Origin of the sequence: Collinsella sp. SGI.184 (assembly GCF_050313415.1) — a bacterium.
Lineage (GTDB): Bacteria > Actinomycetota > Coriobacteriia > Coriobacteriales > Coriobacteriaceae > Collinsella.
Window position 1 is genome coordinate 58,631 of sequence record NZ_JBNPLJ010000008.1, and the last position, 15,163, is coordinate 73,793.

The following is a 15,163-nucleotide window of genomic DNA, read 5'->3' on the forward strand; positions in this document are numbered from 1 at the left end:
CGCGGCGGCAACATTGCTGCGCGCCTTGTCAGCAAGGCCATTTTGTGGCCGCAACGAAAGGGGCAAGACCCATGACCGTCACCTACGATGCGTCCCGTGTGACGCTTGTCGATCATCCGCTCGTTCAGCACAAGCTGTCGATCCTGCGCGACAAAAACACCGGCACCAATCAGTTCCGCCAGCTCGTGCGCGAACTCGCGCTTTTTGACGGCTACGAGGCCATGCGCGACCTGCCTATGGAAGACGTCGAGGTCGAGACTCCCATCACTACCGCCACGTTCAAACAGCTCGCCGGCAAGAAACTCGCCATCGTGCCCATCCTGCGTGCGGGCCTTGGCATGGTCGACGGCATCCTCGACCTGGTGCCCTCCGCTCGCGTGGGACACATCGGTATGGAGCGCGACGAGGTTACCCACGAACCGCATGAGTATTACTGCAAGATGCCCAAGGATATCGACCAGCGCATCTGCCTGGTTGTCGACCCCATGCTCGCCACGGGCGGTTCGGCCGAGATGGCCATCAGCTACCTGCGCGAGCGCGGTGTCAAGGACATCCGCATGCTGTGCATCGTCGCGGCCCCCGAGGGCCTCAAGTCGCTGACCGAGAAGGACCCAGATGTGCATATCTACACCTGTGCCATCGACGACCATCTTAACGAGGCTGCCTACATCGTTCCCGGCCTCGGCGACGCCGGCGACCGCATCTACGGCACGCTCTAGTCGCTGGGCTAAGACGGCCGCGGCTGCAAATACGAAGAAACGGTTCGCGCGGACGAACAAAAGTCGACCGCGCGCACTCCTGTTAACGGACGTTTTGCCCTGCAGGGTTCGAGAAAAACGTATTACCGTACCTGCGGCATAAAGAAGGTCTTAAGAAAACGAACAGGTGCGTATTAACCGATGCTTTTTCGGTTGTACTTTAGCGATTGGCTCGTACAATAGTCACCAATGTTTGGCGGGAACTGTTCTGTGAAGCGTTAAAAAAGAAAGTGAGGACGCCAGTGTTTCAGATAGCCGATCTGCTCGCTATCGTTGCAGGCGCCATCGCGGGCGCGGTCGCCTTTCTTCCCTTTGTCTTTACGCTCAAGCCGGTTCTTGACGATAAACAGAATGCGGACATGCTCAAGGGTATGGTGAGTCTGGCGGTCTCGGCAATCGCCCTGCTCGTCTTTACCTTGGTTGTGTTTGTGTTGTTCGGAGAGGCATTTCGCATGTTCCTCCTGGGCGAGGCGATCGGCTTCGTGGCCTTTATGGCCGCCTGCACGGTTCGTGTCGCCAAGGCGCTGCGAGATCCTCATGAGGTCGAAAGGTAAGTCGTGGAAATTTTTGAAAAGCTGCCTGATGAGATTAATCATCTGGTCAGCGAGTTCAGCTCCACCCCTGTCGTGGGCGATCTGGGCTGCGGCATCACGCAGTACTCGTTTTGGCTGATCGTCTCCACGATCGTGCTCCTGATCGTCCTGGCCGTGTTCAAGAAGAAACAGACCCTGGTTCCCAAGGGCTTCTTCGTCAACGGTTTCGAGTACATCATCGAGTACGTCGAGAACGATATCGGCAAGGGCGTCGTGGGTGAGAACTGGAAGAAGCACTTCCCGTTCCTGTGCTCGCTTTTCCTGTTCATCCTGATCAATAACATGATCGGCCTGATTCCGGGAATGAAGCCCGGCACCGGCGCAATCGGCTCCACCGCCGCGCTCGCCATCTTCGCCTTCGTGTACTTCATCTACTACGGATGCAAGGCTCACGGCGTGATCGGCTACATCAAGAGCCTCGCCCCGCAGGGCGTGAGCTTCCCGATGAACGTCCTTGTGTGGGTCGTCGAGCTTTTCTCGACCTTCCTGCGCCTCATCACGCTCGCCGTCCGTCTGTTCTGCAACATGTTCGCAGGACACGTGGTCATGGGCTCGTTCGCCATCATGGCGAGCATGTTCATGCAGCCGCTGCTTCAGCAGGTTTCCGCGGCCCACGCCGTCGGCGCCCTGCCTTCGCTGGCCTGGCTTGCCATCCTCATCCTGATCTATGCGATCGAGCTTGTGGTCGGCGCCATCCAGGCTTACGTCTTCACGGTCCTTACCGCCGTGTATGTCTCCGAGGCAGAGGAGGTCGCGGAGGAGGAGTAGTCTTCCGTTCGCGCCTTAAAGGTAAGGCAATTCGTTAAACCGCCGGTGCCCGTACCCATGGAGCCCGGCAGTTATAAAAAGGTTATCCTGCGTGAAATAAGACACGCACGACAAAGGAGGAATCGTGGGAGTTATCGGTTACGGTCTCGGTGTTATCGGCGCTGGTCTTGCTATCGGCCTGTCTGCTCTGGGTGCTACGGGTGCTATGGCCCGTCAGCCTGAGGTCCAGGGCCGCGTGTTCACCGTCTTCATCATGGGCTCCGCCTTCGGCGAGGCTCTGGCTCTGATCGGCTTCGTTGTCGCGCTGATCGTTAAATAGCACGGAGCGTCAAGTATGAATCTTTCATCCCAGAAGAGCGCGATCGCACTCTCCGCGTCCGCGGCCGCGCTGCTTATGCCGGTTTCCGCGTTCGCCGAGGACGGCGCTGCCGGTGCGGACATCCTCATCCCTAAGATGGCGGAGTTCATCCCGGCGCTTATCGCCTTCCTGATCATCTGGATCGTGCTGGCAAAGGTCGCCCTGCCGGGCATCATGAAAACCATGGAGGAGCGCGGCAAGAAGATCGAGGAGAGCCTCGATGAGGCCGAGAAGACCAAGCAGGAGGCCATCGCCAAGCGCGCTGAGTCCGATTCGATCGTCACCGACGCCCGTCGTCAGGCTGCCGACATTGTTCTCGAGGCCCGTAAGGACGCCGAGTCCGAGCGCGCCCGTATCATCGAGGCTGCTCACAAGGAGGCCGAGGAGATCATCGCCAAGGCCCATACGACCGTCGAGGACGAGCGCAAGTCCATCTACGCCGGTGCCGCGAGCTCCATCGCCGACCTGTCCGTTGCCGTCGCCACCAAGATCGTGGGCGAGGCACTCGAGGACGAGACCGAGCAGAAGAAGCTCATCGAGCGCTACATCCAGGAAGCAGGTAGCCTGAATGCCGACTAGCCGCTATCAGGACAAGGTGCTCGAGACCTACGCGCGCTCCCTCATGGAAGCCGCCAAGGCCGAGAACCATGTGTTCGAGGACCTCGAGATGATCGAGCGCCTGGCTTCCGCCAGCCCCGAGATCATCGCCGTGCTCGACACCATGTCCAAGCGCGACCAGCTCGACCTTCTTCCCAAGGTGGCAGCTGCCTTTAAGTATGTTGCCGAGGAAGACGAGGATGTAGTGGGCGTGACCGTCACCACGGCGATCCCGCTCGACGACGAGCTGCGTCAAACCATCACTAAGAAATGCGAGCAGGACTTCGGCCGCAAGGTATTCCTTATCGAGCAGGTCGATCCGTCTATCGTGGGCGGCCTGGTGCTCGAGGCCCGCGGCGAGCGTCGTGACATTTCCGTCAAGACGCAGCTGCGCATCGCACAGGAGACCCTCGCAAACTCTGCTAATTCGTACGGAGGTGAAGCCTAATGTCCGAAACCCTCAATGCCCAGGATATCGCCAAGAAACTGCAGGAGCAGCTCACGAACCTCTCCGCGACGGTCGATACGCATGAGGTTTCAACGGTCGACGAGGTAGGTGACGGCATCGCGCGCGTCTCCGGCCTCAAGAGCGCCATGGCAGGCGAGCTTCTGGAGTTCAAGAGCTCCGATACCGGTGAGACCGTCTTCGGCCTTGCCCAGAACCTTGACCGTGACGAGGTCGGCGCCGTTCTGTTCGGTGCCGTCGACTCCATCAAGGAAGGCGACGAGTGCCGCACCACTGGCCGCATTATGGATATCCCCGTGAGCCGTGCCATGCTCGGCCGCGTCGTCAATCCGCTCGGCCAGCCCATCGACGGTTTGGGTGACATTGTCGCCACGCACCGTCGTCCTATCGAGTTCAAGGCCCCCGGTGTCATCGACCGTACCCCGGTATGCGAGCCGGTTCAGACTGGCCTGTTGGCTATCGACTCCATGGTGCCTATCGGCCGCGGCCAGCGCGAGCTTATCATCGGCGACCGTAAGACCGGTAAGACCGCTATCGCCATCGACGCTATCCTCAACCAGCGTGGCAAGGGCATGGTCTGCATCTACGTCGCTATCGGCCAGAAGGCCTCCACGGTTGCCAACATCCGCGAGACCCTCGCTCAGCACGGCGCGCTCGACTACACCATCATCGTTTCGGCCACCGCTGCCGATTCCGCCCCTATGCAGTACATCGCGCCTATGGCCGGTGCCGCTATCGGCGAGTTCTTCATGTACAACGGCGAGGACGGCAAGCCCGCCAGCGAGACCAACCCCGGCGGCCATGTGCTTGTCATCTACGACGACCTGTCCAAGCAGGCTGTGGCCTACCGTCAGATGTCGCTGACGCTGCATCGTCCGCCCGGACGCGAGGCCTATCCTGGCGACATCTTCTACCTGCACTCTCGTCTGCTCGAGCGTGCCGTCAAGATGTCCAAGAAGAACGGTTACGGCTCCATGACGGCTCTGCCGATCATCGAGACCCAGGACGGCGACGTCTCGGCCTACATTCCGACCAACGTCATTTCCATTACCGATGGTCAGATCTACCTGCAGTCCGAGCTCTTCTTCCAGGGTCAGCGCCCGGCAGTCGACGTGGGCATCTCCGTGTCCCGCGTCGGTGGCGACGCACAGACCAAGGCTATGAAGCAGGTCGCCGGCAACCTCCGTCTGGACCTCGCTTCATACCAGGAGCTCGCCGGCTTTACGCAGTTCGGCTCCGACCTCGACGAGGCCACGCAAAAGCAGCTTACCCATGGCGCTCGCATGACTGAGCTCCTTAAGCAGTCGCGCTACAAACCGTTTGAGGTTGGCGAGCAGATTGCAGTTCTGTTTGCAGGCAACGAGGGCTTCCTCGACGATCTCGAGATTGCCGACGTGCTGCCTTTCCGCGCCGAGCTTATCGAGTACCTGGACAACGGCTTTGGTTCGCTGCTCGACAAGGTTCGCGCCAAGAAGATCGACGATGACACCAAGGCTGAGCTCCTGCGCGTCATCGGCGACTTTAAGCAGCAGTTCATGGCCAAACACCATGCCGATACGACTGGATCAGAGGAGAACTAAGCCCTATGGCCAACCTTCGCGACATTAAGAAGCGAATCTCCTCGGTTACCACGACCAAGCAGATCACGCGCACGATGGAGATGGTCTCTACGGCCAAGATCCGTCGTGCCCTCGATCGCTCCAAGCAGGCCGAACCCTATAAGGAGGCGCTGACCGACGTCATGTTGACGGTCGCCGGCGACGCCTCCTGTTCGGGCACCGATCCCATGCTGCAGAAGCATGAGAGCGTCAAGCATGGCCTGATTGTCGTTATCGCCTCGGACCGCGGCCTTGCCGGCGGTTTCAATACGACGGTGGAGCGCACGGCCGAAAAGCTCGCCGCTTCTTGGGCGAACGACGGCATCGAGTGCGAGATCATCGCGTGTGGGCGCAAACCGGCCACGTATTTCCGTGACCGCGCAAACGTCATCATGCACTTTGAGGGCAACTCCTCTGAGCCCGATTTCAATCAGGCCCGCATGATCTCCTCTCATATCTGCGATGCGTATCGTGCCGGTGAGCTTGACCGTGTCGAGCTTGTCTACCACCACGCCAAGAACCGCGTGGATCAGGAGCTTCGCGTCGAGCACTTGCTGCCGCTCGATCCCGAGATGATCGCTATGGCCCACGGTCCGCGTAAGAACGAGGCCGACGCCCCTAAGCGTATCTCGTCCACATTCGAGTTCGTGCCCTCTCCCGAGCATGTTCTCGGCAAGCTTGTACCGTCGTATATCCTGACGGTCATCTACCAGGCCTTGATCGATTCGGCTGCCGCCGAGCAGGGTGCACGCCGCAAGGCGATGCACTCCGCGACGGAAAACGCCACCGCGATCATCTCGACCCTTACCCGCACGTATAGTCGCGTGCGTCAGGCTTCGATCACGACCGAGATTAACGAGATCGTCGGCGGAGCCTCAGCATTGGAGGAACAGTAATGGCTAATAACACCGTAAAGCTTGCGGTCGAGGAAGCCACCAAGAAGACGACTGCCGGTGATGGTCGCATCGTGCGTATTATCGGTCCTGTCGTCGACGTCAAGTTTGACGGCGCGGTGCCCCCGATCTACAACGCGCTCACGGTCGAGGCCGAGACCCCGATCGGTCACCTGAGCACGATCCTCGAGGTCGAGAGCCAGCTTCCGGGCGGCGTCGTCCGCACGGTCGCCATGTCCTCGACCGACGGCCTGCAGCGCGGCCTCATCGCCACCGATACCGGTGAGCCCATGAAGATGCCCGTTGGCCCCAAGACACTCGGTCGCATCTGGAACGTCATGGGCAAGCCCGTCGACGGCAAGCCCATGCCCGAGGTGGAGGAGTTCTATCCCATCCACCATGCAGCGCCCCGCTTTGACGAGCTCACTACCAAGACCGAGATTTTCGAGACCGGCATTAAGGCCGTCGACCTGCTCGAGCCCTACATCCGTGGCGGCAAAACTGGTCTGTTCGGTGGCGCCGGCGTCGGCAAGACCGTTCTGATTCAGGAGCTCATCAACAACCTCGCTCAGGAGCACGGTGGCACCTCGGTGTTTACCGGCGTCGGCGAGCGTACCCGTGAGGGTACCGACCTTTATCTCGAGATGAGCGATTCGGGCGTTATCGACAAGACCTGCTTGGTCTATGGTCAGATGAACGAGCCGCCTGGAGCGCGTCTGCGCATCGGTCTGGCCGGCCTTACCACCGCCGAGTACTTCCGCGATCGTGGTCAGGACGTTCTGCTGTTCATCGATAACATCTTCCGCTTCTCCCAAGCCGGTTCCGAGGTTTCCGCCCTTCTGGGTCGTATGCCGTCCGCCGTTGGCTACCAGCCCACGCTGGCTACCGAGATGGGCGACCTTCAGGAGCGCATCACCTCGACCAAGACGGGCTCCATCACCTCCGTTCAGGCTGTCTACGTCCCCGCAGACGACCTGACCGACCCGGCTCCCGCCACGACGTTTACGCACCTCGATGCCACTACGGTTCTTTCGCGTAGCATTTCGTCACTCGGCTTGTTCCCGGCCATCGACCCGCTCGCGTCTTCCTCCGACGCCCTCGATCCCTCGATCGTCGGCGAGGAGCACTACCGTGTCGCCGTTAAGGTCCAGGAGCTCCTGCAGGAGTACTCCGACCTTCAGGACATCATCGCCATTCTGGGTATGGACGAGCTGTCCGAGGAGCAGCGCCTTACGGTCAACCGCGCTCGTAAGATTCAGCAGTTCCTCTCGCAGTCCTTCCACGTTGCCGAGAAGTTCACCGGCAACCCCGGTGTCTACGTTCGCGTCGAGGATACCGTCCGCTCCTTCGCCGAGATTGTCGACGGCAAGGCCGATGACCTGCCCGAGCAGGCTTTCCGCTATGCTTCCACGATTGAGGACGTGCGCGAGCGCGCCCGCAAGATGGGGGAGAAGTAGGTTATGCGTATCCGCATCGTGTGCCCCGTGAGCTGCGCCTATGAGGGCGACGCTGCGTTTGTGTCGATTCCGTCCACGGATGGCGAGTTTGGCGTTCTGCCTGCTCACTCCAGCGAGATCTGCACGATCGACCGCGGTTACGTTCGCGTCTCCGATAAGGCCATGGGCACTGTCGACCACACGTTTGCCGTGGCCGGCGGCTATGCCCAGGTTGCGGACGATGTCGTGACCGTTCTCGCCGAGCGCGCTTGCGATTTGGCGACCGTCGATGCCGACAAGCTTAAAGCTGATATTCAAGGTTTTGAAGAGAAGCTGGGTAATTTGTCGGAGGATGATGCACGCCGCGCCTACCTCTATAATGAAATCGCATGGTGTAAGCTCATGCTTGCCCAATAGTCAAACGATTTGGCGTTCGACCATTTGCGAACACATCATGCCCGGGATGGCCCAGCCATCCCGGGCATGCTTTTTGAAAGGGTAGACCTTGGATATTATCCGTGTTGAAGGTGGCCACACCATCGGAGGCTCCGTGCCCGTTTCGGGTGCAAAGAACTCTGCACTCAAACTCATGGCGGCAACGCTTCTGGCACCGGGGAAGACGACGCTGCAGAACGTGCCCGATATCTCGGATGTCCATGTTATGGGCAAGGTGCTCAAGGGTATGGGCGCCAAGATTGACGTTCTCGATGAGCATACGCTCGAGATCGACACTTCTCAGGTTGATTCCTGGGAGGCTCCCTACGAGCTTGTCGCCAAGATGCGCGCCTCCACGGCCGTGATGGGTCCCCTGCTGGGCCGTTTCCATCGTGCCAAGATTGCCATGCCGGGTGGCTGCAATCTGGGTGCCCGTAAGATCGACATGCACATCTTGGGTCTTGAGGCGCTGGGCGTAGAATTCGACACTGCACACGGTTACATCAATGCCAACGCTCCTCAGGGGCTGCGTGGTACCACGGTTACGCTTGAATTTGCCAGCGTCGGCGCTACCGAGAACCTCATCATGGCGGCCGTGCGCGCACAAGGCACTACGGTTATCGATAATGCGGCTCGCGAGCCCGAGATCGTCGACCTTGCCAATATGCTCAACGAGATGGGCGCCAAGATTGTTGGCGCCGGCACGCCCGTCGTGACCATCGAAGGTGTGGACGAGCTGCATCCCGTTACCCATCGCGTGGTGGGCGACCGCATCGAGGCCGGCACCTTTATCGTTGCCGGTGCTCTGATGGCCGATGACCGCGGTGTCGACGTTACGGGCTTTTGCCCCATTCACTTGGGCATGGTGCTCAAGAAGATGGAGCTCATGGGTATCGAGTGTGAGCGAATCGAGAATGGCGTTCACGTGAGTCGTGTCGAGCACATCAGGCCGGTCGATATTCAGACACTTCCGTTCCCGGGCTTCCCGACGGACATGCAGGCGCAGATCATGGTGCTTTCCGCTCTTGCTGATGGCAGCTCTGTGATTACCGAGAATATCTTCGAGAACCGCTTCATGTTCGCGTCGGAGCTGGTCCGTATGGGCGCGGATATCCGCATCGAAAGCCATCACGCCATGATTCATGGCGTCAAGGGGTTCTCGGGTGCACAGGTTACCTCGCCTGATCTGCGCGGCGGCGCCGCGCTCGTCGTTGCTGGCCTTATCGCCGACGGCGTTACCGAGGTCTCGGCCATCCATCACATCAAACGTGGCTATGAGCAGTTTGTCGAAAAACTGCAGGCACTTGGTGCAAACGTCGAGCACGCCACTGTTCCCGATCCCGTCATCTACTAATGCAGGTTGCCTATGTTTAATAATAAGAAGCCCTTAGCGGATACTCGAAGACCTTCAACCGGCGCACAGGCCAAGATCTACAGTCGCGATAATGTTGCACGCTACTCCGAGCGCGCTCGTCAGCGCCGCCGCGGCCAGACAATCCGTCGCGTTGCGCTTATCGCCGTGCTTGGCGTGCTGTTGAGCGCTACGACTGCCGCCGGGCTGTGGTTCGCCAGCATTATGGGCAAGCTCGGCGATTCCAATGTCATTACCGACAATCTGCGCCATATCTTGGTGGATACCGATGAGGCTAAGGATCCGTTCTACGTGCTTCTTTTAGGTACCGATGGTCGTCCGGGCGAGGACACGTATCGCGCCGATTCAATTATCTTGGCGCGCATCGACCCTACGCAAAAGCAGGCTACGCTTATATCCATTCCACGTGATACCAAGGTTGTCTATAACGGCGAAACCATGAAGATCAACGCCTGCCATACCTATGGCGGTGCCGAGGCCATGGTTCAAGCGGTCAATGAGCTGTGCGGCGTGCAGATTTCCCACTATGCCGAGGTTAGCTTTGACGGTATGCAATCATTGATTGACTCTGTGGGCGGTATCGACATCAACGCCACCGACGATGTCGATGACCCCGAGCATCTGGACATTAAGATTACGGCAGGCCAGCAGCACATGGACGGTGCTACCGCGCTCACCTATGCCCGTTGCCGCTATACCTATGCCGACGGCGACTATACGCGCATGCGTCACCAACGCCAGGTGCTTGGTGCCCTTGCCAACCAGATTCTCAACAACTTTGATGCTACGAAGGTCTTCGACCTGGTTAATTCGCTGTCCGATATGCTTGTGACCGATATGAGCGTTCAGGACATCGTGTCTACGGTCAATGCTATGCGCGGCATGGATGTCGATGGCATCTATTCGGCGAATCTGCCTTCCTACGCAGATGAAACCACCATGATCGACGGCCAGAGCTATGTCTTTGTCTACGAGGACGAGCTTAAGGAGATGATGGCGCGCGTCGATGCCGGCAAGGATCCTAAGGGACCAAACACCATGGGCCTATCCGACGGAACCAGCTCCACAATCGGTGATTTGAGCAACCATACTTCTGACGATTACGCCTACGGTACGGCCGGTTCGTCGGAAAGCTCGGACGATTCTAGTTATTCGGACGATTCGAGCTATTCGGACGATTCGGATTACAGCTCATATTATTACGAGGAGCCCACTGGCGACGGCAACGGTTACGAAGCCAACTACTAGGGTTGCGCGGGCTTGCCAGCCCGTGCAACGGCTCGACGCTGCGCGCCGCCCAGAGCGACAATTTGTCATTCAAAAGGCAGGGCATGACCAGAAGGTCAATGTCCTGCCTTTTTCATGCCAACTTGTTCGCTCTGGACGTCGCTCGCTGACGTTGATTCAACCAGCGATGCCGACTACTCCCCTTGCACCAAAAAATCGCTCCGTTCTCGGTTTTGAGGACGGGGCGATTTTGCTTACCTAGATTATTCGAGTTCCTTATGCGAAGCGGGCGACGAGCTCCTGCAAGACGTCGGTCATCTTGACGAGCGAGCTGACCGGAACAAACTCGTTGACGCCGTGGTAGCAGTAGCCGCCCGTCGAAAGGTTGGGACAGGGCAGGCCGCGGAACGACAGCTGTGCGCCGTCGGTGCCGCCGCGAATCGGCAGCACCTGGGGCTCAACATCGCAGGCAAGGAAGGATTCCTTGGCGACTTCGATCAGCTCTGGGTAGTCGCGGACAATCTCGGCCATGTTACGGTACTGGTGCTTGATCTCGACCGTTACGCGCTCCTCGCCCAGACGCTGGTTGAGCAGCGCGGCGGCAGCATCCATCAGATCGAGCTTCTGCTGGAACTTGGCGGCATCGTGATCACGGACGATATAGCGCGCCGTGGCATGGTCGACTGTGGCAGAAACGCCCTCGAGGTGATAGAAGCCCTCGTAGCCCTCGGTGTATTCCGGACGCTGCACGTAGGGAAGCAGGGCATTGAAGTCGCAGAACAGATTGCCCGCGTTAACCATGCGGCCCTTGGCGTCGCCGGGGTGAATGGACTGGCCCTCAAAGCTAACGGTAGCCTCGGCGGCGTTGAAGCACTCCCACTCAAGCTCGCCAACCGGACCGCCGTCGACTGTGTAGGCATACTTACAGCCAAAGTCCTCGATATCCAACAGCTCGGCACCGTGGCCGATTTCCTCGTCCGGGCAGAAACAAATGCCAAGCGTGGGGTGGGGCAGGCTGGGGTCCTGTGCAATGCGTGCGACGAGCGCCATAATCTCGGCGACACCGGCCTTATCGTCGGCGCCCAGCAGCGTGGTGCCGTCGGTGCAAACCAGGTCCTCGCCCAAAAGGTTGTTGAGGGCGGGGAGCTTGGCGGTGCTCATGGAAACGGGCTTGCCGTCGACGATGCCGCAAACCAGGTCGCCGCCCTCGTAGTGCACAATGTGCGGCGCTACGCCGGCTCCCGGTGCGACCTCGGTGGTGTCGAGGTGCGCGATCAGGCCCAGGGCGGGCTTATTCTCGGAGCCGGCGCTCGCGGGAATGTGAGCGCAGACATAGGCGTTTTCGGTTACATGGGCATCGGTTGCACCAAGCTCGCGCAATTCCTCGGCAAGCACATTGGCAAGATCAAACTGGACGGTGCTCGACGGAACCTGGTCACAGTTGGCATCCTCGGACTGTGTGTTGATCTGGACGTAGCGCAAAAAACGCTCGAGTACGTCGGGGTTCGTGGTGGTGTTTTCCATAGAGACCGCTCCAATCTTGGTTGTCGTGTGCAACAAGAACTCTAGCACGGTATGCCGCGGCATACCGCGACGCTTGGATGGGGTAGAATCAGCCATTGAATGCAGAAGGGACGGATGTTCATGGATACGACAAATAGCTCGCGCGAGCTACATCTAACGGTGGCGAACGAAGACTACTTGGAGTGCATGGTTCGCATCGAAAGCGAGGATGGGGAGACTAATGGCGTGCGGTCGGTCGATATCGCACAGCGCCTTGGCGTTTCGAAGGCATCGGTCAACAAGGCGGTTTCGGCTCTCAAGGCATCCGAACTTGTCGAGCAGTCTCACTACGGCAAGGTTATCCTGACCAACCGTGGGCGCGAGGTCGGTTTGGCTATCTGGTATCGCCATCGCCTGATTCGCACATTTTTGGTCCAGGAGCTCGGCGTCGACTTTGAGCGCGCCGATGCCGAGGCCTGCATGATGGAGCACGCGCTTTCCGAGGACACAATGGTCCGTTGGCTCGCCTATCTCGAAAAGCAGGGAATCAGCATCGAGGAATAGCGAAACATATATATGGATACGAGTTATTACAATCGCTTCGGCGGCGAGGAGCTTATGCGCCGACTTACCAGCGAGACGCTGCTGGCACAGGGTCCGATGGGCAGCGTGCTGCTGAGTGAATACGGTGCTGCCGATATTCCGCCGGCATTTTGGAACCTCGCCGAACCACAGACGGTTTCTCGCATCCACCGACTGTATGCCGCCGCTGGTGCACAGGTGCTTATTACCAATACGTTCCAGGCATCGGGTTTTGCGCTCGATCGCGATGAAATCGCTCCATCTATGGCAGAGGTCAATCGCGGGGCGGTCGACGATGCCCGCCAGGCAAATCCCCAGCTATTGCTGGGGTCCATGGGGCCTATTGCGATTGAGTGGTTTGTCGAGGATTCTTCCGAGTATCGAGAGATTCGCGCAAATGCTCGCGAGCAGGCGTCCGCCCTGCTCAACGCCGGCGTCGACGGGATTCTGGTCGAGACGGTCACGTCTATCCGCAATCTGCAGCCCGTGCTCGCCGGTGTCCATGATGCCGCTGATGGCATGCCCGTTCTGGTGAGCTTTGCTATTGATGACAAGGGCGACCTGCTGGGTGATGGCCTAAACATCGAAGGTGCCATCTTGTATGCCGAGAAGCACGGTGCGAGCTCGGTTGGGGTCAATTGCTGCACCCTGACAGCGGCTACCGCTGCGGTACCAAGAATGGTCAAGATAGCCACGACGCCCGTTACTGTACGTCCCAATGCGGGAAATCCGGTCCAAACGCAAGATGGGTCTGTGTGGCACGAGGACCCCGAAGCTTTCGCGCGCGCATGTGTCGAGTGGAAGCGGGCTGGCGCCGCAATGGTTGGTGGCTGTTGCGGAACCACGGCGATCACGACGGCTGCTATGGCAGACGCGCTCGATATATAGAGTCCTAAGAAAAGCACATTCGAATTACCGCCCCAACCGGGGCGGTTTTTTGTCTATATGCGCCCTCGACGGCTTTTGCCTAAACGGTGAATGCGTGCGCCGGCGGCTTGCCGGGCGCTCGTTGCGGGTATACCACCTGCGTACCATGATCCAAACACTGCGAGGTGTCTGCGTGTGTGCGCGATAATTCATTTTGGAACTGATGGCTGGCGCGCTCGCGTCGGCGAGGATTTTAACGCTGACAATGTTGCCCGTATCGCTGATGCAGCCGGCGAGCTCTGGCAAAAGACATATCCCGGCAAGACGGTATATATCGGGTATGACACCCGTCCCCGGGCGCGCGAGTTTGCAGAACTTGCAGCTGGCGTGCTTGCGGCCCATGGCCTTGATGCCGTGCTCGCGGCCCGTTTTGTACCCACGCCTGCCATCACGTGGGCTGCCGCATACGATGGCGAGGCGTGCGGGGCGCTCATGGTGACCGGTTCACATCATCCGCAGGGCTATCTCTGTCTCAAACTGCGCATGGGCGATGGTTCCACGGCAAACCAGGACGTCATCGAAGAGCTCGAGGCAACGATGGCCGCCGAACCTCTGGGGCTCGAGGAGCAGTATCGCACGGCGGATATCATTCCCGACTATATGCGAGCGGTAGCATCGTTTGTCGATGCCGATGCCATTCGTGCCGCTCGTCTGCGCGTGGTGGTCGACCCCATGGGGGGAGCGGCTCAAGGTTATCTTGCCGATTTGCTGCGCGAGCTGGGTGTTGAGGTCCATGAGATTCATGCGGGGCAAGCATCGGATTGGAGGGATATCTGTCCCGATCCCGTAGAGCCGTGGGTGGATGCCTGCGAGCGTGCAGTTATCGAAGACGGCGCGTGTGCCGGCCTGGTGACCGATGGCGATGCTGACCGTATTGGCGCGGTCGACGAGCGCGGTAGATATATACATCCGCATCAGATCATGGCGCTCGTAATGGGCGAATTGGTTCAGTTTCGCAATTTGAAGGGGCGAGTCGTCGTCAATCTATCGTGCTCGACGCTTGTGCGTCGTGTTGCCGAGGCGCTCGGTTGCCGCGTGACCGTAAAACCGGTTGGCTTCAAATATATAGCCGCCGAGATGAAAAAAGACGGGGTGCTTATGGGCGGTGAGGAGGCCGGTGGCATCGGCATTGCCGCGCATATGCCCGAGCGTGACGGCATCCTCGCTTGCCTACTCCTGTGTGAGCTCATGGCAAAGACGGGGGCTTCGCTGGGCGTGCTGGTCGATCAGCTCGAGGCGAGTTTTGGAAAAACAAGTTATGGCCGTCGAGATTTACGACTTGAGGCAGAAGATGCCGAGTCGCTGCGCACGCTGCTTCCCGGTGTGAATCCCAAGTCGATTTGCGGCAAGGCGCCGCAGAGCGTAAGTCACATGGACGGCTTGCGTTTGGCATTTGAGGATGATACCTGGCTGTTGGTTCGCCCGAGTGGCACTGAGCCGGTGGTGCGAGTGTACGCCGAGGGCTTTTCGGTGGAGGAGCGCGACGAGTTGCTTGATGCCGGCTGCGCTTTGGCTCGGGGCGCATATCGGCTCTAGCCATGGGGCTGCTCAATATAAAGATATGCTCGGCGAGTGGTAGGTAACGACTGGCAAGCGTCAGCTGCGGGTATAAATGTGTAGGAGTTGTGTGCAACCAGATTCCCGCCCCCG

At 59.3% G+C, this 15,163-nt stretch carries 16 protein-coding genes; 15 read left to right on the plus strand and 1 reads right to left on the minus strand.

The genetic code is table 11. The features are described 5' to 3' along the window. Positions 1 to 71: 71 nt before the first annotated feature. The 12 genes from upp (at position 72) to ACQRAJ_RS04350 (ending at position 10,522) form a co-directional block, all read left to right on the plus strand. On the plus strand, positions 72 to 719 hold the full coding sequence (upp, locus tag ACQRAJ_RS04295) for a uracil phosphoribosyltransferase (RefSeq protein WP_040359658.1): 648 nt from the start codon (positions 72 to 74) through the stop codon (positions 717 to 719). 281 nt (positions 720 to 1,000) lie between these two features. Beyond that, positions 1,001 to 1,312, plus strand: a complete 312-nt coding sequence (locus ACQRAJ_RS04300) for a hypothetical protein (RefSeq protein ID WP_055286330.1) — start codon at positions 1,001 to 1,003, stop codon at positions 1,310 to 1,312. A 3-nt stretch (positions 1,313 to 1,315) separates the two neighbouring features. Further along, entirely contained in the window at positions 1,316 to 2,119 is an 804-nt protein-coding gene (atpB, locus tag ACQRAJ_RS04305; protein ID WP_195234836.1) for a F0F1 ATP synthase subunit A, read from the plus strand. Positions 2,120 to 2,243: 124 nt separating this feature from the next. After that, positions 2,244 to 2,438: an ATP synthase subunit C gene (locus tag ACQRAJ_RS04310; protein ID WP_022094262.1), complete on the plus strand. Its 195-nt coding sequence runs from the start codon at positions 2,244 to 2,246 to the stop codon at positions 2,436 to 2,438. Positions 2,439 to 2,453: 15 nt separating this feature from the next. After that, entirely contained in the window at positions 2,454 to 3,056 is a 603-nt protein-coding gene (gene atpF, locus ACQRAJ_RS04315) for a F0F1 ATP synthase subunit B (RefSeq protein WP_117716380.1), read from the plus strand. Beyond that, positions 3,046 to 3,522 (plus strand): F0F1 ATP synthase subunit delta, encoded by a 477-nt coding sequence (locus ACQRAJ_RS04320; protein WP_117770553.1) that lies wholly within the window; start codon positions 3,046 to 3,048, stop codon positions 3,520 to 3,522. Before atpF ends, ACQRAJ_RS04320 begins: the two co-directional genes overlap by 11 nt. Then, positions 3,522 to 5,120, plus strand: a complete 1,599-nt coding sequence (gene atpA, locus ACQRAJ_RS04325) for a F0F1 ATP synthase subunit alpha (protein WP_427719698.1) — start codon at positions 3,522 to 3,524, stop codon at positions 5,118 to 5,120. The genes ACQRAJ_RS04320 and atpA overlap by 1 nt, the downstream gene beginning before the upstream one ends. A 5-nt stretch (positions 5,121 to 5,125) precedes the next feature. Further along, positions 5,126 to 6,034, plus strand: a complete 909-nt coding sequence (atpG, locus tag ACQRAJ_RS04330; RefSeq protein WP_427747818.1) for an ATP synthase F1 subunit gamma — start codon at positions 5,126 to 5,128, stop codon at positions 6,032 to 6,034. Next, positions 6,034 to 7,488, plus strand: a complete 1,455-nt coding sequence (atpD, locus tag ACQRAJ_RS04335; RefSeq protein WP_427747819.1) for a F0F1 ATP synthase subunit beta — start codon at positions 6,034 to 6,036, stop codon at positions 7,486 to 7,488. Before atpG ends, atpD begins: the two co-directional genes overlap by 1 nt. A 3-nt stretch (positions 7,489 to 7,491) precedes the next feature. Then, the gene (gene atpC, locus ACQRAJ_RS04340) at positions 7,492 to 7,884 is read left to right on the plus strand and encodes an ATP synthase F1 subunit epsilon (protein ID WP_154518384.1); all 393 of its coding nucleotides are present in this window, start codon (positions 7,492 to 7,494) and stop codon (positions 7,882 to 7,884) included. Between the two features lie 88 nt (positions 7,885 to 7,972). Continuing rightward, positions 7,973 to 9,256, plus strand: coding sequence for a UDP-N-acetylglucosamine 1-carboxyvinyltransferase (gene murA / locus ACQRAJ_RS04345; protein WP_154518387.1), 1,284 nt, complete (start codon positions 7,973 to 7,975; stop codon positions 9,254 to 9,256). Between the two features lie 12 nt (positions 9,257 to 9,268). Continuing rightward, a complete protein-coding gene (locus ACQRAJ_RS04350; RefSeq protein ID WP_427747820.1) occupies positions 9,269 to 10,522 on the plus strand; it encodes an LCP family protein in 1,254 nt (417 codons plus the stop codon). 255 nt (positions 10,523 to 10,777) lie between these two features. Here the strand turns inward: ACQRAJ_RS04350 and pepT are convergent, their stop codons facing one another. After that, complete coding sequence (gene pepT / locus ACQRAJ_RS04355; protein WP_154518393.1) at positions 10,778 to 12,025, minus strand: peptidase T; 1,248 nt, start codon at positions 12,023 to 12,025, stop codon at positions 10,778 to 10,780. Positions 12,026 to 12,145: 120 nt separating this feature from the next. Here pepT and ACQRAJ_RS04360 point away from each other — a divergent pair, with 120 nt between their 5' ends. The 3 genes from ACQRAJ_RS04360 (at position 12,146) to ACQRAJ_RS04370 (ending at position 15,049) form a co-directional block, all read left to right on the plus strand. Next, a complete protein-coding gene (locus ACQRAJ_RS04360) occupies positions 12,146 to 12,568 on the plus strand; it encodes a metal-dependent transcriptional regulator (RefSeq protein ID WP_154518396.1) in 423 nt (140 codons plus the stop codon). 12 nt (positions 12,569 to 12,580) lie between these two features. Continuing rightward, positions 12,581 to 13,474, plus strand: a complete 894-nt coding sequence (locus tag ACQRAJ_RS04365) for a homocysteine S-methyltransferase family protein (protein WP_427727753.1) — start codon at positions 12,581 to 12,583, stop codon at positions 13,472 to 13,474. 174 nt (positions 13,475 to 13,648) lie between these two features. Then, positions 13,649 to 15,049, plus strand: coding sequence for a phosphoglucomutase/phosphomannomutase family protein (locus ACQRAJ_RS04370; protein ID WP_427719693.1), 1,401 nt, complete (start codon positions 13,649 to 13,651; stop codon positions 15,047 to 15,049). Positions 15,050 to 15,163: the final 114 nt, after the last annotated feature.

Coding starts and splice junctions, on each gene's coding strand:
- ACQRAJ_RS04360 (WP_154518396.1), top strand. CDS start 12,146: ATGGATACGACAAATAGCTCGCGCGAGCTACATCTAACGGTGGCGAAC.
- atpG (WP_427747818.1), top strand. CDS start 5,126: ATGGCCAACCTTCGCGACATTAAGAAGCGAATCTCCTCGGTTACCACG.
- atpA (WP_427719698.1), top strand. CDS start 3,522: ATGTCCGAAACCCTCAATGCCCAGGATATCGCCAAGAAACTGCAGGAG.
- ACQRAJ_RS04320 (WP_117770553.1), top strand. CDS start 3,046: ATGCCGACTAGCCGCTATCAGGACAAGGTGCTCGAGACCTACGCGCGC.
- atpC (WP_154518384.1), top strand. CDS start 7,492: ATGCGTATCCGCATCGTGTGCCCCGTGAGCTGCGCCTATGAGGGCGAC.
- upp (WP_040359658.1), top strand. CDS start 72: ATGACCGTCACCTACGATGCGTCCCGTGTGACGCTTGTCGATCATCCG.
- pepT (WP_154518393.1), bottom strand. CDS start 12,025: ATGGAAAACACCACCACGAACCCCGACGTACTCGAGCGTTTTTTGCGC.
- atpF (WP_117716380.1), top strand. CDS start 2,454: ATGAATCTTTCATCCCAGAAGAGCGCGATCGCACTCTCCGCGTCCGCG.
- ACQRAJ_RS04365 (WP_427727753.1), top strand. CDS start 12,581: ATGGATACGAGTTATTACAATCGCTTCGGCGGCGAGGAGCTTATGCGC.
- ACQRAJ_RS04350 (WP_427747820.1), top strand. CDS start 9,269: ATGTTTAATAATAAGAAGCCCTTAGCGGATACTCGAAGACCTTCAACC.
- atpD (WP_427747819.1), top strand. CDS start 6,034: ATGGCTAATAACACCGTAAAGCTTGCGGTCGAGGAAGCCACCAAGAAG.